Source organism: Bacteroides sp. Marseille-P3684, assembly GCF_900291465.1.
Taxonomy (GTDB): domain Bacteria; phylum Bacteroidota; class Bacteroidia; order Bacteroidales; family Bacteroidaceae; genus Phocaeicola_A.
This window is the reverse complement of sequence record NZ_LT985808.1, coordinates 2,991,160-3,009,813: the sequence shown is the minus strand read 5'-3', so window position 1 is coordinate 3,009,813 and position 18,654 is coordinate 2,991,160. Positions and strand designations below refer to the sequence as shown.

Here is an 18,654-nt window from a genome sequence, read left to right as displayed (position 1 = left end):
ATTTTCCTTTCCGGAAGTCTTGCCGTCGGAGGATGCCGTTGCGGAGCCGGAGGTCAGATGAACAGATTGACGTTCGCTTCCTCGGCACGCTCCAGGTAAGTGGCGACACCGCCCAGCGTCACGTTGTCCATCAGCTCTTCCCGCTTGACACCCATGACATCCATGCTCATGGTGCAGGCAATCATCTCCACCCCGTTCTCCTGCGCCTGCTTGATGAGGCTCTCCAGGCTGTCGATGCGTTTGCGGCGCATCAGCATGCGCATCATCCGGCTGCCGATGCCTGCCATGTTGAGCTTGGAGAGGGACAGGTGGCGGCTGTCGCTCGGCAACATCCAGCCGAACATCCGCCCGAAGATGTCTTTCTGCACCGCAGGCTTTTGGGGCTTCTTGATGACGTTCAGTCCCCAGAAGGTGAAGAACATGGTGACCTTCTTGCCCATGGCGACGGCACCGTTGGCAATGACGAACGAGGCGAGGGCGCGGTCGAGGTCGTCGCTGAACACGATGAGTGTCTTGTGGTCAGCCGTTGCCGGAGCGGGACGGGTCGAGGGGCACGAGGGTAGCGGCTCGTCGGTCTCTTTCACCTTGCGGACCCACGCCGTGACGATGCCGCCCTGGTTGTCCAGCTTCGTCAGTTCGGCACCCGTAATCTTGCACCACGATGCCACGTCCTTGCCGAATGCCTGGTCGGTCGCCTTGATGACCAACGTCTCTCCTTCAGCGAGCGACGCATAGTTCTTTTTCAGCTGCATGACGGGACCGGGGCACATCAGTCCGCAGGCATCCACTTGCAGGGCAGGGGTGTCTGTCGCTGGCGCACTGTCGGTTTGCGGACGTCCCTCCGGTGTCGGAGCTGCCGGCTGCTGGAGCGGAGCGGTGGCGGCACTCCACGTCTTGTATCCGCCTGACAGGTTGAAGACCTGCTGGAAGCCGTGTTGCATCAGGATGCGGGCAGCCAGGTAACCGCGCAGGCCGACGGCGCACGACACGACGACGGGTTTCTCACGGGGAATCTCCTGCAGGTGTTCGCGCAGCTCGTCGAGGGGCAGGTTGCGGAAGCCCGGGATGCTGCCCAGCGCATGCTCTTCCGCCGTGCGTACATCCAGCTTCACGCTGTCCGCATCCGTCAGGAGCTTGTCGCGCCAGGTGATGGTCTGCACCCGTCCGCTCAGGATGTTGTCAGCCACGAAGCCCGCCATGTTCACCGGGTCTTTAGCCGAGGAGTAGGGAGGGGCATAGGCATGTTCCAGTTCCATCAGGTCGTAGACGGTGCCTCGACGTTGGATGACCTGTTCCAGCATCTCGATGCGCTTGTCCACCCCGTCGAAGCCCACGATTTGTGCGCCCAACAGACGTCCGTCGGCAGGAGCGAACAGAATCTTCAGGCTCATGCTGACGGCGTTCGGATAGTAACCGGCATGCGAGGAGCCGTGCGTCCAGGATGCGATGTAGGGGATGTTCTCCCGACGGAGCAGCTTGGCGTTCGCTCCCGTCGCGGCAACCGTCAGGGAGAACACCTTGGCGATGGATGTGCCCAGCGAGCCTGCATAGGTGCGTCGGTTGCCCAGCACGAGGTTGTCGGCGACGATGCGTCCCTGCTTGTTGGCGGGACCTGCCAGCGGAATCAGTGCCGGTTTGCCCGTGACGAGATGGGTCACTTCGACGGCATCGCCCAGTGCGTAGATGGCCTCATCGGAAGTCTGCATGCAGGCATTGACGCGGATGCCTCCGGTCGTGCCCAGTTCCAGCCCTGCCTCACGTGCCAGCTTGGTTTCCGGACGTACGCCGATGCTCAGCACCACCAGGTCGGTCTTCAGCACCTGCCCGTCGTTGAGGTGCACACCGACTTGTCCGTTCTCGTCGGTGAAGTGATGCACGCCGTTCTTCAGGTGGAGGGTGACACCCTGTTCCGTCAGGTGCTGATGCACGATGGCAGCCATGGAGAAGTCGAGCGGAGCCATGACCTGGTCCGCCATCTCCACGACGTGCGTCTCGATGTTCAGGTGACGCAGGTTTTCCGCCATCTCCAGTCCGATGAAGCCTCCGCCCACGACGACGGCATGTTGCACCTCGGTGTATTCCACCAGGTGTTTGATGGCGTCCGTGTCGGGCACGTTGCGCAGGGTCAGGATGCGCGGATGGTCGATGCCCTCGATGCGCGGACGCAGCGGTTCGGCACCCGGGGAGAGTACCAGTCGGTCATAACTCTCGGTGTAGGTCTCTCCCGTCAGTACCCGCCGGATGTTCACCCGACGTTCGGCACGGTCGATGGCGATGACCTCCTGCTCGGTGCGGATGTCGATGCGGAAACGGTCGGTGAATCCCTGTGCGGTCTGTACGAAGAGCTTCTGGCGGTCGTCGATGGTTCCACCTATATAATAAGGTAGGCCGCAATTGGCATACGAAACGTATTTGCCTCGCTCCACGAGGATGATTTCTGCTTGTTCGTCAAGCCGGCGTAAACGGGCGGCAACGGTCGCTCCTCCTGCTACGCCTCCAATGATGAGGTACTTCATAAGTCTTCTATTGATGGTTGTTAATAATTGCTAGTGGAAAGTATTTGAATGAAAAGAAAGGAAGTGTGGGACTCCCGTTCCCGGTCAGCCCAGGCACTTCCGCAGGTTGGTGAAAAAGTTGTCGAAGCCCAGGTCCTTGCCCTGCATGGTGGCGATGCACGCCCGTCCTTCCGGCGTCAGCGAGAAGAGCATCTGCCGTTTGTCGTTGGGGTTGATTAGCCGACGGATGAGCTGTTTCCCTTCCACGGCATTGATAACCTTCGAGATACGGGAGTTTGACAACCCGACGAACTCGCTCAGGGCGCCTGCCGTCTTGGCTTCTCCGTCCTTGAGGCAACAGAGAATCATGGCTTCGTTGATGGTCATCCCGTTGCACTCGGCGAACGCTTTCTCAAACTGGTAAAGCGTCTTGTAGATGTCTTTGATGGTGCAAATATCTTCCATATTCTGGTTCTTTGGTGATTTCACGGGGGCAAAGATAGAGCCTTTGTTGAGAATGGCAATAGTTCTTACTGGAAAATATTTGCACCCACCTTGTTTTTTTATCTCAGGTCGGCCATCAGGCAGTTCGCGGACGAATGATGGAGACTTAGTCGGTGAAACGCTTTGCTGTACATCCACTGGCAAGTCTCCCTCTCAAAAAAAGAAAGCACGGGGTGATGCCTTTTCGAATCCAAAGGCGGGTCACTCCGTGCTTTTCTGTTTCAGTATACCGATGTGTCTACTCCATCAGCGTGGCACCCATCAGTCCGATGACTACCTCGTTGGAGACTGTCTCCAGCGTGAGGCTGCGCAGGGTCTTCTGCTTGTCAAGCGGAAGATAGAGGAGGGTGGCTGCTCCGCCGGGGATGCGGCGGTCGTTGAACCCTTTCAGGTGCAGGTCACGTTCCAGGTTGCGGCTGACAAGTCCCGAAGCCAGGGCAACCCGGTAGGGGCGGGGCGTATCGTTGGTGAATGCCAGCCCGTCGAAATAGAAGTCCTGCTCGATGGGTGCCCAGTTGTCCGGGTTGACGAGCGGCAGACGCGACGTGCTGCCGTCGGCATACTGCACCGTGATGCTGCCGTTCTCGATGCGGCATTGCATGTGGTTGGTGCTTCCGGCGAGCAACAGGTAGATGCCGTCAGCCTTTCCTTCCAGGGGGATGGAGAGGGAGTCCGGATAATTGTCCCACAACGAGGTGAAGGCAATGTTCTGTCCCGTGGCAGGCGTGCGGAAGGGGATGCCTTGCGGTGTGGTGAAGATGCCGTCCTTCGACAACCGGCGCAGTCCGCTGTCGTCGATATCGGCAGTCTCTTTCGGGTGGCACCACTCGCCGATGCCCTGTACCGGGATTTGCAGCGTGGTGTAAGGGGAACGCGGACTGAGGTATTGTTCGCGGAAGATGTCCGTCACGGACGCATTCCATGCCTCGTCCATCGGCACCGGACGGTAGACGGCGTCGGCATAGACCGGGAGGTCCGTCCCGTAAAAGACCGGAGCGGAAGGCTGTTCGTTGCGGATCGGTTTCCACCACTGCATGTCGCCCTGTTGCAGGCAGACGAAGCGCATCCCGGCGTCGTTCGTGCCCCGTAGCGGCTGTTGGGCGGAATGTGCCTTTGCCTCGTTGATGGCTTCTCCCGCCCAGACAATCTCCACATGAAGCGCGTCAGCCGACGGACAGTCGATGCAGATGCAGGGGAAGTCGATGCTCTCCACCGGAGTAGCTTTCACAGGCTCTCCGTTGACGGTGACCTGTGCGATGCGCTCCCTGTGTGCCGGGAGGATGAGGCGGAAGGTTGCCTCCTGCCCGAAGCGCGGTGTGAGGCTGTAGTGGTCGGTGTCTCCCTCCCGACGGAAGTCGAAGTCCAGGTAGGGGGCATGCAGGCGGGCATAGTCCCATGCGGCAGGGAAACCCGGACGGAGCGTCACCCGGTGGTTGAGCAAGTCGGGTTGGATGCCGAACAGTCCCTGCGTCAGTACTCTCGATGCTACACCGACGGGGTCGCCGAAGTCACGGTAACACTCGCCGCGGGCTGCATCGTAGAAGCTGATTTGCCCGAAGTTGCCCGGACTGTTGCCCAGGTACATGCCGTCGAGCACCGAGCTCTTGAACAGACGGAACGCCTCTTCCGGACGTCCTGCCTGCCAGTAAGCCAGGCACATGTGCCACACCTCGGCGAACGCCACGTTGTTGATGCTCCACGAGTAGGGCATCCAGTTGGTGGTCGCGATGGTGTAGTAGCCCTCGTCCGACAGTCCGGCACCCCGGACGGGGATGCGGGGAATCTCCCGGCTGACGTAGTCGGCTGCCTGGTAATAGTCGAAAAGGTCGCTCACGTCCGAGTCGATGGCATGATAGACCGTCCAGATGCCGGGCGCGGTGTGCAGGCGGCGTTTGCCCATGAAGTCCTGGAACTCTGCCCAGCAGCCCTTGTCGTTCATCCATAGCCGTTGGTGCAGAGCCTCCTTGATGCGTTCCGCCTCGCGGGCATAGCGGCTGCCGTCTTCCCCGATTTTCTCGGCAATGAGGGCTGCCAGCCGGTTGGCGCGGTAGTTATAGGCGCTGGAATGTGTCACCGCCCCACTGTTGTAATAGAGCGCATCGCTCGCCCAAATGCAGCAGTACGCATCGTAGAGTGCGTCGTCGTCGGGGTCGAAGTTGCGCTTCTCCCATGCCAGGTGAGCCGTGATGACGGGCCACATCCGTCGGGCATAGTCCAGGTCGCCCGTCCAGCAGAGGTGCCACAACAGCTCGTCCATGTAGCAGAGGTTCATGTCGTAGTGGTGCATCTGGTTGTTCCGTCTCGGGTTGCGGCAGATGTAGCCGTTGCTGTACATCTGCGTGCCCCACTTCTTTGCAGCGCGTGCCAGGTGCATCGTGCTGTCCTGTGTGGGGTGGGCATAGCGTGGCGGAACGTCAGTGACCTGCGAGGCGGCATAGTTGTCGAAGTGTGTGCGGGCGCGGTCGGACCATCCCAGGCAGTCGCCCGTATAGGCAGCCCGCCATCCGCTCAGGGGCATCCGCCATCCGTTGGCACCGTGCAGCCAGACCTGACCGTCCCAGATGCCGTCGGCAGCTGCCACGAGCGCACCGCCCAGGGTGTTGATGAAGGGGTCGGGCGTCTCGATGCGGAAGCGGGATACCAATGCCTCGCGTGCAGCTTCCGCCTGCTGGTAGAGCTTCCGTCCGCGTGCCGTGGAGAGGCGGCGCAGCTTCCCGTCGGTGTAGAGCACGTAGGCGATGCCCGTCTTGTCGGTGGTGAAAGCCGTGGTCGTGACAGGCTGTGTCAGGGAAGCCTCGAAGCTATCGGCAGGGTCTGCACCCATGTCGCCGTTGCGGCTGAGCCGTTTGGCACGGATGGGGGCGAGTCGTCCCTCGAAGCGGCAGTCCTGCGGCCCTTCAAAGCGCCAGATGGCTTCTTCACTGTCCGGCAGCGGAAGGACCGAGACACGGAGGCTGTCCGTGCCCCATGCCGGGTCGGCAAGCACGTAGCTGCGTCGTCCGGGCGTATAGCGTGCCTCGCAGTAGGCGGTGGAGTCCAGGGCAAGCCCTTCCCGTCCGTTGCCCGACAGGCGGAAGGCGATGTTCCAGCTCTTGGGCTTGTTGTAGATGGCAAAGACGGGGCGGTCGCTGGTCTCTACCCGGTAGGCGGTATGGCTGCCATAGAGGGCACGGGTGTAGCGGTTCTTTCCGTTGACGCAGACGAAGTCTTCCCCGTCCGGCACATATTGCAGCCGCCGGGGCGTCCCCCGATAGGCATCGTTGTAGGAGGTCGATTCGGTGTAGTCCCGTCCTTCGAGTGTCGCTTTCTTGCTTGCCGGCTGTGCGGAGAGTGACAGCGCGGCGCAGAGCGTACAGACAAAAGTGATAGGTTGTTGCAGATTCATGTGTATATAATTAACGGATAAAGGCGGACAAAAGTCCGCCTGTTTTATTCAAGTCTTACGGCATCGGCTTCAAGCCTTCCCACCGCACATCCCAGGTTCCGTCTTTCGGGAAGCCGGGGTTCTGTTCGGTGCATCCGTCCCAGCCGGCGCACATCAGGGCGACAGCCGTCAGCAGACCGCCGTTACCCGGCAGGTAGCAGCGCAGACGTCCGTCCTGGTAGTTGTGTCCGTTGGGCAGGTAGGTGTTGGTGCGCTTGTCCATCAGCAGGGCGCCCACCGCTTTCTCCGGTTCACCGAGGCGGGCGGCGTTCATGGCAGTCATCGGGTAGTCCCAGCCCCATGTCTTGTTCCAGTTCCAGTTGTCCCAGATCCAGTGCAGGGTGTTGCGCATGTAGTCGGCACGGATGAGCTTGTTCATCGGCAGGATGCCCACCGAGCCAAGGACGGCCATGTGGTCGGAGGTGAAGCGGATGTCCTTGTACGTGTCGGTGGCAGTCTCGGCAGCCAGGTAGAGGCTGTCGGCATTGTAAGCCAGCGGGGAGAGCTTGGCAAGCAGTTCGTCCCATTGGGCGTTGCGTTCCTGTCCCTGACGTTCGCGCCACTGTTGTGCCGTCTGCAGGGCATAGTGCCAGTAGGACAGCTCAAACGGCGGGTTCACCGTCTCGGCGGCACGCAGGGTCTCCTGTGCAGGGATGGCACCCTTCAGCACGTAGCGGTCTTTCTCCGGTTCGTAGGTAGCAAAGGAATACATGAACTTCGCGGTCTCGTCCACCAGACGGGCGTAGCGTGCCAGCGTGCTGTCGGTCGGGTTGGCGCGGTAAGCCAGTTCGGCGAGATAGATGTAGTGCGGCTGTTGCCAGATGAGGAACGAGCCGACATTCGACGGTGCCTCTTCGCCGCTGGGGTCGGTCATCTTCATCCAGCGTACGCCGTCGAAGCCCTGACGGGCAGCAATCTCCCGTGCCTTCGGTTCAGCCTTGTCATACCATGCGAGGGTGCGTTCCAGCAGTTCAGGGTGTCCCCACAAGGCGAGCCAGGACTCGTGCCACCAGATCATCTCCAGGTGGAACTTGCCGAACCAGGAGTTGTAGGTCAGTCCTGTTTCCTGCGGAGGCATGCTGCCTGCACTCTGGATGGCGAGCAGGTATTGGCTCAGCACCACGCGGCGCTCCAGCTCCTTGGCACGCGGGTCGGTGCAGTGGCTGAAGTCGACGGCTGCTCCCTTCTTCCAGAAGTTCTGCCAGTGGTTGCCTGCGGCGGCCTCGCTCTCAGCGAACGAGGGAAGGGCGGCTCCGTCGGCGGCAGGCTCCTGGGCGGTGAACTCACAGGCGAATGCCAGTTGGTCGTCTGCCGGTTGGAGCACGAAGTAGTTGGGTTCTTTCTCTTTCAGTTCTGCCTGTCCCTCCCACGTCAGGTTGACGTAATAGGTCGTGGCGTCGAGCGTCCGTTTGAGCAAGGCATGCTGGGCGTCCTGACGGACAATCTCCGTCCGGTGCTTGTCGTTCGCATCCCAGTTGCAGGCATCGTCGCAGTGTCCACCCGTGGGGTAGGGGAAGTGCAGCTTGATGCCGGTGTGTGCCGGCGAGGTCACCGTGGCAGCCACGAGGTCGCGTTCCGGATGGCAGACGGTCTTCACGTCATAGGTCTGTCCGCCGAGGGTGAAGCGGCTGCTGATTTCGCCGTTCCACATGTCCAGCTTCTGGTCGATGGCGGTCACGTCGGCGAGGGAGGCGTCGGGCACTTCCAGTCCGATGATGCCCAGGTGCAGGCGGTGCGGGTTCTTGCGCAGCCAGTCGGAGGCGGACTTCTGTCGTCCCGGCTCTTTGAACTGGCAGGAGTACAACTCCTTGTGTCCGCGTCCGAAGTCATACTCCTTCAGGGCATCTGCGGGCTTGTAGTTTTCGGGGTTGGCAAAGCTGTGCCATCCCCATTGACTCTGGGTGCCGAGGGGCACGCCGTTCTTGTAACTCTCCGGAAAGGTCTGCAGTCCGGTCACGTCGGCAGTGAAGGCGAACTCGCCGTTGCCCACCGAGAGCGAGGCGAGCGTATCGGCTGCTGCCAACACGGGATTGTTGCGGGTCACCAAGGCTTCACGGTCGATGGCTTCCTGCTCCGTCGTCGGGTGGCAGGCTGCCAGTGCCAAGGCTACCAGGGAATAAATCAGTCTTTTCATTGTATAACAGTTAACGAGGTTTCTTGTTTGCAGGCAGGGGGATGGTTATTCTCCCGCCAGTTTGTAGACCTCACTGCCGGCGAGCAGGAAGCAGCCGGTGCCGAAGTCCTCAAAGTCGGGTACGCTGTCGTAGGTCACGGGTTGTCCGTCTTTCGGCTCTTTACCGGTGCCCTGCACGTAGCCTAGGAATCCGTTCTTGTGCACGGCATCCTTGACCATGGCGTTCCAGGCTTTCTCCACGATGGGGAGGTACTCGGCGCGGTCGAGCAGTCCCTGATTGATGCCCCAGGCCATGCCGCAGACGAAGAGGGAGGTACCCGTCAGCTCCTTGCCTCCGAAGTGGTCGGGGTCGTGCAGGCTGACGTTCCAGAAACCGTCCTCGCGCTGGCACTTCTTCAGCGCTTCGCTCATGGTGAGGAAGTCGGCAAGGTAGTCGGCGCGGTGCTTCTCGTCGGCAGGAATCTCATCCATGATGCGGGTCAGTGCCACGTAGACCCATCCGTTGCCGCGGCTCCAGTAGCAGTCTTCCCCGTTCGGTTCCTTGTAGGGTGGGTCGAAGTCCTGGTCGCGCCACCACAGTCCGTCCTTGGGGTTGAACATGCCGTTGCCTCCGTGCTCGTTGCGGGTGTAGGCATACATCGCCCACATCTTGTCGAAGTACTTCTGTTCGCCGGTGAGCCGTCCCAGCTTGGCAAAGATGGGGGCACCCATCTGGATGGCGTCAATCCACCACCATTCGTTCACCTGGGGCGTGTTGACCAGCATGTTGATGTTGGCGCGTGTCTTGCGTATCTTTTCCGCATCGTTCGGGCAGAGGCGGTAGAGGTCCAGGTAAATCTGTCCCGGGCTGTAGTTGTCCGCATGGCGGGTCGTCGTCCCACGGTGGAAGCCCCATTCGTGGAAGTCTGCCCAGCCGTAGGCATAGTCATAGTACTCGTCGAGGGGATAGATGGAATAGAGCGAGAGCAAGCCTTCATAGTACACCGTGCGGGTCCAGATGTTGCTGGGACGCATCTTCTTGTAGAACGAGGGCAGGCGGTAGTCGGCATACTTCTTCATGAAGTAGCCGTTGACCTTGGTCAGGGTTTCCAATACTTCCTTCTGTTTGAGCGGTTGTGCCCATGAGTTGCCTGCCAGCAGCAGGAACGCCAGGCAGAGCAGTGCAAGTGTTTTCTTGTTGAACATGATGTTTGGTTAGTCGTTGTATGAGCTCCCCGCAGGGTTCCGTTGTTTCCGCAGGACCGACGGGGGAGCATCAGTTAGCATTCAAGTTACATTTCAGTTTGTTTGCCCAAGCTCCAGGCACCCCATGATGTAGGGTCCTGTTGCTTTGGCGTCGTTATCGCGGATCTTTTCACCTATATAATATCCGTAACTTCCGTCCCGATAGGGGCGTCCGCCCAAGCCGCCCACCTGACAGCAGCGGGTCAGCGTGAGGGTGCCGTCGGGGTTCTCACGGAGGAGTTTCTCTTTCAGTCCGTTGAAGGCCTTCTCTGCCACGGCGCGGTACTTGGGGTCGATGTATCCCTTGTTGACCGCCTTGGCGATGGCATACATGCACTGGGTGGTGACCGACGCTTCGGGGAAGTTGCCTTCGCGCTCCGGCTGGTCGATGACCTGATACCACAGTCCGTCCTTGTCCTGATAGTAGGGGAGGGAGGCGGCGAGTCCCTGCACGTAGGCGATGAGGTCGGCACGTCCCTCATGGTCGGCAGGCACGAAGTCGAGCACGTCGACCAGCGCCATGAACCACCAGCCGATGCTGCGTCCCCAGAAGTTGGGCGACTGTCCGGTGACGGAGTTTGCCCAACGTTGGTTCTTGCTCTCGTCCCACGCATGATAGTACAGTCCCGTACGGGCATCGAAGGTGTGCTTGTGGCAGACACGTATCTGGCGGACCGCCTCGTCAATCCATTGCGGCTGGTTGAAGGTCGCTCCGTATTCCGCCATGAAGGGCGAAGCCATGTAGATGCCGTCGAGCCACATCTGGTGCTGATAGACCAGCTTGTGCCAGAAACCGCCGTCGGTGGTACGCGGATGGCGGGAGAGTTGCCTGATGAGCACGTCCATTGCCTGCTTGTATTTCTCCTTGCCGGTCTCCTTGTAGAGTGCGAAGAGCACCTTGCCGGAGTTGATGAAGTCCAGGTTGTAGTCGCTCATGTTGTAGAGGTGGATTTCCCCCTTGTCGTTGATGAGCGAGTCCGCCCACTGCTCCACGTAGTCGAAGTAGCGGCGTTCGCCGGTTGCCCGCCACATGTCGAGCATGGCACAGCAGCCCACTCCCTGCGCATAGCCGAAGAAGAGGCGCTTGCCGTGGTCGAGCTGCCAGGCTTCGGGGAAACGTTTCATCTCCGAGTCGGCGAACCGTTGGGCGTATACCTTATATATATTGTTCTCTGCTTGCGGAGCGTACACTCCGGCGACGGGAGCCGTCAGACTCCCTTTCGCCTGTGCCGTCAGGGGAGAGAGGCAGCACAGGGCGAGGGCGTAAAGGTAACAGTGTGTTTTCATATCGTGTCTGAGGTAATGGGTTCTTGACGTAAGGGGATTGTCAGCATCGTCGCTTCCGCTCACTTGCCGGTGACGGTGACGTCCTTCCAGATGAAGTTGGGGATGATGCTCTTGTCACACGCGGGGTTCTTTGCCTTGATTTGCAGGTTCTCGAAGGTGAAATGGTCGAGGTTGTACTGCTCGGACGCCTTCACGTCGAAGAACGTGTTGCACTCCAGCCGGATGTTGCGCATCGTGACGTTGTTGGCGTGCGACACCGGCTTGTCGGTCCGTCCCTTCAGGTCGAAGAACTGGGTCCACGGCTTCACGACGAGGAAGCTCTTGGCATCGCCGGTAATGTCCTCCACGAGGATGTACTCATAGTGTTGCGGCGTGTCGGGGCGCATCTTCAGCCACAGCAGGCGGGAGAGTCCCGTCACCGTGCAGCGGCGGAGGACAATGTTGTAGTTGTGTATGGACTCGCTGCCGCAGGTCAGGGCGCTGTGTGCGAAGCCATAGGTGCAGTCCTCGATGATGATGTTCCGGTTCTCCCCGTTGTTCGGGTCCTGGTCCGCCCACGGACCTTTGCCACCCTTGAGGGCGATGGCATCGTCGTTGACCGAGAAGTAGCAGTGCTTCATCAGCACGTCGCGGCACACGTCCACATCGACGGCATCCGAGCTGGGCGCCTTGACGGGGGCAGACGGTGCGAAGATGTGCAGACCGAGCAGTTTCACGCGCTGGCAGCGGTAGAGATGGGTTGTCCAGAAGGGGGAGTTGATCAGCCGCACGCCGGAGAGCTCCACATCATTGCTGTTGGAGATGTAGACCAGGCGCGGACGCAGCTCGTCCATGTTCGTGCATTTGGGGATGACGGCACGGCGCAGCCAGAACGATTTCCAGTAACGCAGTCCGTTGCCGTTGATGGTGCCTTTGCCGGTGATGGTGAAGCCGTCCACATGGTCGGCGTTGACCAGGGCGGCGAAATACTTCAGTGACTGTCCCTCGATGCGGGTGTCGACGATGCGGAAGTTGCTGATGTCGTCGCTGCCCTTCAATACGGCTCCCTCCTGCAGATGGAGGTGGGTCTTGGGCTTGAAGAACAGCGAACCGCTCAGGAAGGTTCCCTTGGGGATGACGACGACGCCACCCTCTTCGGCGGCACGGTCGATGACCGCCTGTATCTGTTCCGTCTGCAGGACGGTGCTGTCGTTGGTCACGCCATAGTCCGTGATGACGAACTGCTTGCCGAGTGTTTCGACTGCCGTAGGTTCACTCTGGCGGAACCATTCGGGGATTGGAGTACCATCGGGAAATTTGTCCTCTCCGAAGGCGGGGAGGGAAAGGATAGCCATGCAGGCTGCAATAAGAGCTTTCATAATCGGGTTGAAACGTATGTTTGTTTTAGGGTTTTTCATCGGTCGTGTTTGTGTGGTCGGCTGCCATCCGCTTCCGGTATTCGGAGGGCGTGTAGCCGGTGTGTTTTTTGAACGTGGTATAGAAGTTCTCAAGCGTGCTGCAATTTAGTGAATATAACAGTTCCTTGATGGGCATGTCGGTGGAAATGAGCAATTCTTTTATCTTTTTTAATTTCAGCTCCAGGAAGAACTTCGCCGGAGACATGCCGCTGTAGTCCTTGAAGAGCTTCCGGAACCACGAATAGCTGAATCCCAACGAGACTGCCAGCTGGTTCATGTCGATGTCGTTCATGACATTCTCCTTCATCAGCAGGACGGCTTGTTCCATCTTCTGTTCGTTCTCGCGAGGCTCGTCGCAGGGAGGCTGTGCCTGTGCCAGGATGAGTCCCACCATGTGCAGCACGATGCCGGTCAGGTAGGTCTGCGCGAAGCTCTCCTCGGAGTCCTTTACCTCCCGGGCACGCTTGAACAGGTGGATGAGCTCTTCGTTCATGCCCAGCTCCAGGATGTTGTTCTTGCCGTCCAGTATCGAGCGGCGGATGAACTGGTCGAGCATCGTCCCCCGGCACGCGAGGTAACAGACGGTCCATCCCGTCTCGGCATCCGGCTTGAGGGCGTACCAGTATTTCGGAGACAGCCAGCAGAGCATGCCATTCTTGATTTTTACCCCTCCCCGTTCACAATTATTAAGAAAAAGCCTTCCCGAGCCTGCGGTGATATAGACCAGGAGGTAGTCGTTGCCGGTTTCTTCGGTCGGACTGATGGTGTAGGAGGCGGACAGCTCCTGTCCGGAGCCGGATGCCTGTGGACTGACTCTCTGCTGTTCGACCATGCTTACTTTCAGTCCGGATACGTCGCTGGACCGTCGGGCAGGGCTTGTCTGGACTGTTTTCCATTCACCTTTGTCTACATTGTCCTTGATGTAGTTCCTCCGGAAGGTGGTGAAGTCGGGCGCCACACTGACGGAGTGAGTGTCTCCTTGGAAAAAATTGTAGTTAATCATGGCTGTCTACGTTGTTAAAGTTCGCTGACGAAAGTAGAGGAATCCGTTCATATACAACATGGAAAATCGTTCGTTCAGATGGAATATATTGCAAAAAGGGCTTTTCCAGCACCGAATACATTAAGAAAATCTCTTGCAAATGGCAGTCTTTGCGCGATTTGGATTACTTTTATCTCCGCAAAGGCGGACGCGCCGCAAGGGCGCCCCCGCGAAGGATGAAAAACAACTGATTAACCTTCCGCCAAGCCCCTGCGTGCCGGGGAGGATGCCCCGCCGCCGTGCCGGACTTTGCGGAAGCCGAATCCATAAACAAAACAAGACTATGAAACGAATTGCAATGAGACATGTGCTCGCCGCGGGACTGTGCATTAGCTGCGCCGGACCGCTGTGGGCACAACAGCCGGGATGGCCCGCCGTGTCGTCCGAGATGAAGCCCGGCACCCGCTGGTGGTGGATGGGAAGCGCCGTCGACTCGGTCAACCTGGCTTACAACCTGAGGGAGTATGCCCGTGCCGGCATCGGGACGGTCGAGATTACGCCCATCTACGGCGTACAGGGGAACGAGCGCAACGAGCGTCCCTATCTCTCTCCCGCATGGATGCGGATGTACGATTATACCCTGACGCTGGCGAAGGAGCTGGGCATGCAGGTCGACATGAACAACGGGACAGGCTGGCCCTTCGGCGGACCGGAAGTGTCCATGCAGGATGCGGCGTGTCAGCTCGTCGTCTCCGAATACAGGGTACGGGGCGGCAAGCATGTGCAGATGCCCGTCGGTGTGGACGATGCCAAGCAGAAGCCTTACGCCGTGCTGGAACGCCTGATGGCATTCGCGGACGGCGGAAAATGCCTCGACCTGACTGCCAACGTCCGTCAGGGAACCCTCACCTGGGACGCACCGGAGGGTGAATGGAGGCTGATAGCCGCCTTCTGCGGGAAGACCCGGCAAAAGGTGAAGCGGGCGGCTCCCGGAGGGGAGGGCTACGTGCTCGACCACTTCTCGGCGCATGCCGTGGACGGCTACCTGGCACAGTTTGACGAAGCGTTCGCCGGAACCGCCTTCCCGCACAACGTCTTCAACGACTCCTACGAAGTCTACAAGGCGGACTGGACGCAGGGGCTCTTCGACAAGTTCTACGAACGCCGCGGCTACAAGCTGGAGGAACACCTGCCCGAGTTCCTGTCGGAGGAACGCACCGACGCCACCGCACGCATCATCTCCGACTACCGCGAGACACTCTCCGACCTGCTGCTGGAGAACTTCACCCGCCGCTGGACGGCATGGGCACACAGCCACAACTCCTCCACACGCAACCAGGCACACGGTTCGCCCGGCAATCTGATTGACCTCTATGCCGCCGTCGACGTGCCGGAGTGCGAGGGCTTCGGCTTGACGGACTTCGGCATCAGGGGACTGCGCAAGGACTCCCTCACACGCCCCAACTTCTCCGACATCTCCATGCTGAAGTACGCCTCGTCGGCAGCACACCTCACGGGCAAGCCCTACACCTCGTCGGAGACCTTCACCTGGCTCACGGAGCACTTCCGTACGTCACTCTCGCAGTGCAAGCCCGACCTCGACCTGATGTTCCTCTCCGGCGTGAACCACGTCTACTTCCACGGCACCACCTATTCGCCGCAGGACGACCCCTGGCCCGGATGGAAGTTCTATGCGTCGGTCGACATGAGCCCGACGAACTCCATCTGGCGCGACGCTCCGGCGTTCTTCACCTACATCACCCGTTGCCAGAGCCTCCTGCAGCAGGGCACGCCGGACAATGACTTCCTGCTCTACCTGCCGCTCTATGACATGTGGCAGGAGCAGGACGGACGCCTGCTGATGTTCGACATCCACAAGATGGACCGCCGTGCCCCCCGCTTCATCGAGGCGGTCAACAAGATACGCGCGGCGGGCTACGACGTGGACTACATCTCCGACCGCTTCGTCGAGCAGACCGTCTGCCGGGATGGTGCCCTCCTGACGCCCGGCGGCACCGCCTACAAGGCGCTGGTCGTTCCCGGTGCGAAGCTCATGCCGACGGAGGTCCTGCGGAAGCTCCTCGCGCTCGCCGATGCCGGGGCAACCATCATCTTCCTCGACCAATATCCCGAGGATGTGCCCGGATGGGGCAGGCTGGACGAACGCAGGAAGGAGTTCCGCACCGTGCTGCAGGACCTGACGGGCAAAGCGCATCCGCACATCCTCTTCGGCACCGACTATGCAGCCACCCTGGCACAGGCACACGTCCCCGCCGAACGCCTGCACACCGACTTCGGTCTGAACTACCTCCGCCGCGCCCACGACGACGGCTACCTCTACTTCCTCTCCGCCCTGACGGGGCGTGACACCGACGGATGGGTCCCCCTGACGGTGCCTGCCACGTCGGTGGTGCGATACAACCCCATGGACAGCACCTGGGGCAAGGCGCCCCTGCGCATCAGGGACGGACAGACGGAAGTCTACCTCCAGCTCGCATCCGGCGAGTCGACCTTCCTGCAGACGTTCACCTCGCAGCAGGTCGAGGCTGCCGCCTATCCTGCCTATAAGAAGGCAGCGGAGCCCCTCCCCTTCGGAGCCGAGTGGGACTTCCGCTTCGTGGAGAGCAACCCTGCCGTGAGCGGCGTGCCGGCATACGTGACGCTGGGCTCCTGGACCGACCTGCCCGGCGAGAACGTCGCCAACACCATGGGCACGGCATGCTACACCTACCGCTTCCGTCTGTCGGCGGAGGCAGACGAGTGGCTGCTCTCCCTGGGCGATGTGCGCGAGAGTGCACGGGTGCGCATCAACGGACAGGAAGTCGCCACCCTCTGGGCATTGCCCTACAGCTGCCTCGTGGGACGCTATCTGAAGCCCGGCGAGAACGTGCTCGAGGTGGAGGTCACCAATCTGCCTGCAAACCGCATCGCCGAGATGGACCGACGCCAAGTGCCCTGGCGCAAGTTCAAGGACATCAACGTCGCCACCATCAACTACAAGAAGGGCACCTACGCCCACTGGCAGCCGATGGAGAGCGGACTCCTCGGTCCCGTCAGCCTGACACCCCTCCAGGCGATGGACAATGGACAATTGACAATGGATAATTGACATACACAAACCTCAAAACACGATACACTATGAAACGCATTACCTTTCTTGTGCTTTCCCTGCTGTTCGGACTGGGCGTGACGAACGCCCAGCCGACGGGCTACAAGTATGAAGCCCTCTATGAGAAGCTGCCGTTCGAGATGCCGCGCATCCAGGCACCCGATTTCCCCGACCGACACGTGACGCTCACCGACTTCGGAGCCGTCGGCGACGGAAAGACACTCTGCACCGACGCCTTTGCCCGTGCCATCCGCACGCTGGGCAGCCAGGGCGGCGGCCACCTCATCGTCCCCGCGGGCATCTGGTTTACCGGACCCATCGTGCTGGAGAGCAACATCGACCTCCATCTGGAGAAGGGAGCCGTCATCCTCTTCTCGCCCGACGTCGACCTCTATCCCCTCGTGGAGACCGTCTTCGAAGGGCTCGACACCCGACGCTGCCAGTCGCCCATCTCCGGACGGAATCTCGAGAATGTAGCCATCACCGGACAGGGAGCCATCGACGGTAACGGACACTTCTGGCGTCCGCTGAAAAAAGGCAAGGTCACCGAGAGCCAATGGAAGAAGACCATCGCCCGGGGAGGCGTCTTCAAGCGTCCCGACTACTGGTTCCCCTACCCGGAGACCCTGCACGGCGACACCATCAGCAACATGAACGTCCCGCAGAACCTGAAGACCGAAGCCGAGTGGCAGAGCGTCCGCCACTTCCTCCGTCCGGTCATGGTGAGCCTCATCTCCTGCAAGAACGTCTGGCTGCAGGGCGTCATCTTCCAGAACTCCCCGGCGTGGAACCTCCACCCGCTGATGTGCGAGAACGTGCTGATTGAGGACGTCCTCGTGCGCAACCCGAGCTATGCGCAGAACGGCGACGGGCTCGACCTGGAGTCGTGCCGCAATGCCCTTATCGTCAATTCCGTCTTCGACGTGGGCGACGACGGCATTTGCCTCAAGAGCGGCAAGGATGAAGACGGACGCCGACGCGGACGCGCCTGCGAGAATGTGCTCATCGACGGCTGCACGGTGTTCCAGGGACACGGCGGCTTCGTGGTGGGCAGCGAGATGAGCGGCGGCGTGCGGAACATCTTCGTGAGCCGTTGCAGCTTCCTGGGCACGGACGTCGGCCTGCGCTTCAAGAGCAAACGCGGACGCGGCGGAACGGTGGAGAACATCTGGGTGGACCACGTCACGATGACCAACATCCCCACCGAGCCGGTGACCTTCGACCTCCACTACGGCGGCAAGTCTGCCGTGGAAGTGCTGGAGAGCGGCGAGTCCGTCCCCGCAGCCATCGACCCGATGCCTGTCGACGAGACGACCCCCTGCTTCCGCAACATCCACATCAGCCACCTCACCTGTGCCGGGGCACGCCGCGCGCTCTATTTCAACGGCATTCCCGAGATGCCCATCAAGAACATCACGCTGGAGAACGTCCACATCACCTCCAAGCTGGGCGCTGAGTTCATCTATGCCGAGGACATCACCCTGCGCGACGTCACCATCCTCCCCGAGGAGGGCGACAGCGTGAAGGCGCGCTTCTGCAAGAACCTCAATCAGTCCGTCCGTTAATCGTTTTTGTTCAGCGGAAGGGCGGTGCGGCGTTCACCGCCTGGTGCCGTTCCCGTCGGGTGGTTCGACGGACGGCAACGCCTTCCCTTCCTGCTGCGTCAAGCCGGAAACGCTGTTTCCAGGTCCTCCCCGTTGCGAGAGGTCCCGGAAACAGCGTTTCTTGTTTCGTTTTGTTTTAAACGAAAGAAGATACGGCGTATCTAGTGTCTTTTCTTTCGAAACGAAGCTGGAAATGTCGTATCCAGTTTCGTTTTGTTCCAAATGGAAGAGGATACGCCGTATCCTGTTTCGTTTCATTCTCATTGGAGGCTTTGTAAGCCGTATCTAGCTTCTCTGGATTTAAAATGGGGCTGGATACGCCGTATCCTGTTTCGTTTCCGTTGAAAAGAAGGGCTTGCAAGCCGTTTCCGCCCCGTCCGTGTGTCAACGGACAAAAAAACACGGAGACACGAAGGGGTTGTGATTCCTCCGTGTCTCCGTGCGGAGAGGTTATGGGTTGCGGGATTGGACCGGGCGAGCAGACCGCTCGTCCC

The 18,654-nt window shown here is 60.2% G+C and carries 10 protein-coding genes; 2 read left to right on the top strand and 8 right to left on the bottom strand.

Features of this window, described 5'->3' with window-relative positions; translation table 11 throughout:
- Positions 1-53: 53 nt before the first annotated feature.
- The 8 genes from C8275_RS11825 to C8275_RS11790 all read right to left on the bottom strand — a co-directional run bounded on the left by C8275_RS11825 (position 54) and on the right by C8275_RS11790 (position 13,468).
- The gene (locus C8275_RS11825; RefSeq protein WP_106625340.1) at positions 54-2,516 is read right to left on the bottom strand and encodes a DsrE/DsrF/DrsH-like family protein; all 2,463 of its coding nucleotides are present in this window, start codon (positions 2,514-2,516) and stop codon (positions 54-56) included.
- Between the two features lie 84 nt (positions 2,517-2,600).
- Positions 2,601-2,960 carry a MarR family winged helix-turn-helix transcriptional regulator gene (locus tag C8275_RS11820; RefSeq protein ID WP_106625339.1) on the bottom strand — a complete coding sequence of 120 codons (360 nt, stop codon included), beginning with the start codon at positions 2,958-2,960 and terminating at the stop codon, positions 2,601-2,603.
- Positions 2,961-3,237: 277 nt separating this feature from the next.
- The gene (locus C8275_RS11815) at positions 3,238-6,384 is read right to left on the bottom strand and encodes a DUF4450 domain-containing protein (protein ID WP_106625338.1); all 3,147 of its coding nucleotides are present in this window, start codon (positions 6,382-6,384) and stop codon (positions 3,238-3,240) included.
- Between the two features lie 55 nt (positions 6,385-6,439).
- A complete protein-coding gene (locus C8275_RS11810; RefSeq protein ID WP_106625337.1) occupies positions 6,440-8,557 on the bottom strand; it encodes a hypothetical protein in 2,118 nt (705 codons plus the stop codon).
- Between the two features lie 45 nt (positions 8,558-8,602).
- On the bottom strand, positions 8,603-9,742 hold the full coding sequence (locus C8275_RS11805) for a glycoside hydrolase family 88 protein (protein WP_022384240.1): 1,140 nt from the start codon (positions 9,740-9,742) through the stop codon (positions 8,603-8,605).
- A gap of 93 nt (positions 9,743-9,835) precedes the next feature.
- Positions 9,836-11,068 carry a glycoside hydrolase family 105 protein gene (locus C8275_RS11800; RefSeq protein WP_106625336.1) on the bottom strand — a complete coding sequence of 411 codons (1,233 nt, stop codon included), beginning with the start codon at positions 11,066-11,068 and terminating at the stop codon, positions 9,836-9,838.
- Positions 11,069-11,127: 59 nt separating this feature from the next.
- Positions 11,128-12,426: a glycoside hydrolase family 28 protein gene (locus tag C8275_RS11795; protein ID WP_106625335.1), complete on the bottom strand. Its 1,299-nt coding sequence runs from the start codon at positions 12,424-12,426 to the stop codon at positions 11,128-11,130.
- Positions 12,427-12,451: 25 nt separating this feature from the next.
- Positions 12,452-13,468: an AraC family transcriptional regulator gene (locus C8275_RS11790; protein WP_106625334.1), complete on the bottom strand. Its 1,017-nt coding sequence runs from the start codon at positions 13,466-13,468 to the stop codon at positions 12,452-12,454.
- A 322-nt stretch (positions 13,469-13,790) separates the two neighbouring features.
- Here C8275_RS11790 and C8275_RS11785 point away from each other — a divergent pair, with 322 nt between their 5' ends.
- Positions 13,791-16,556 carry a glycosyl hydrolase gene (locus C8275_RS11785; RefSeq protein ID WP_234395766.1) on the top strand — a complete coding sequence of 922 codons (2,766 nt, stop codon included), beginning with the start codon at positions 13,791-13,793 and terminating at the stop codon, positions 16,554-16,556.
- A gap of 29 nt (positions 16,557-16,585) precedes the next feature.
- On the top strand, positions 16,586-18,121 hold the full coding sequence (locus C8275_RS11780; protein ID WP_106625332.1) for a glycoside hydrolase family 28 protein: 1,536 nt from the start codon (positions 16,586-16,588) through the stop codon (positions 18,119-18,121).
- The last annotated feature ends 533 nt before the right edge of the window (positions 18,122-18,654 follow it).

Bases quoted from the DNA above. Each gene is read 5' to 3' on its own strand.
- C8275_RS11825 (WP_106625340.1), bottom strand. From the start codon at position 2,516: ATGAAGTACCTCATCATTGGAGGCGTAGCAGGAGGAGCGACCGTTGCC.
- C8275_RS11820 (WP_106625339.1), bottom strand. From the start codon at position 2,960: ATGGAAGATATTTGCACCATCAAAGACATCTACAAGACGCTTTACCAG.
- C8275_RS11815 (WP_106625338.1), bottom strand. From the start codon at position 6,384: ATGAATCTGCAACAACCTATCACTTTTGTCTGTACGCTCTGCGCCGCG.
- C8275_RS11810 (WP_106625337.1), bottom strand. From the start codon at position 8,557: ATGAAAAGACTGATTTATTCCCTGGTAGCCTTGGCACTGGCAGCCTGC.
- C8275_RS11805 (WP_022384240.1), bottom strand. From the start codon at position 9,742: ATGTTCAACAAGAAAACACTTGCACTGCTCTGCCTGGCGTTCCTGCTG.
- C8275_RS11800 (WP_106625336.1), bottom strand. From the start codon at position 11,068: ATGAAAACACACTGTTACCTTTACGCCCTCGCCCTGTGCTGCCTCTCT.
- C8275_RS11795 (WP_106625335.1), bottom strand. From the start codon at position 12,426: ATGAAAGCTCTTATTGCAGCCTGCATGGCTATCCTTTCCCTCCCCGCC.
- C8275_RS11790 (WP_106625334.1), bottom strand. From the start codon at position 13,468: ATGATTAACTACAATTTTTTCCAAGGAGACACTCACTCCGTCAGTGTG.
- C8275_RS11785 (WP_234395766.1), top strand. From the start codon at position 13,791: ATGAAACGAATTGCAATGAGACATGTGCTCGCCGCGGGACTGTGCATT.
- C8275_RS11780 (WP_106625332.1), top strand. From the start codon at position 16,586: ATGAAACGCATTACCTTTCTTGTGCTTTCCCTGCTGTTCGGACTGGGC.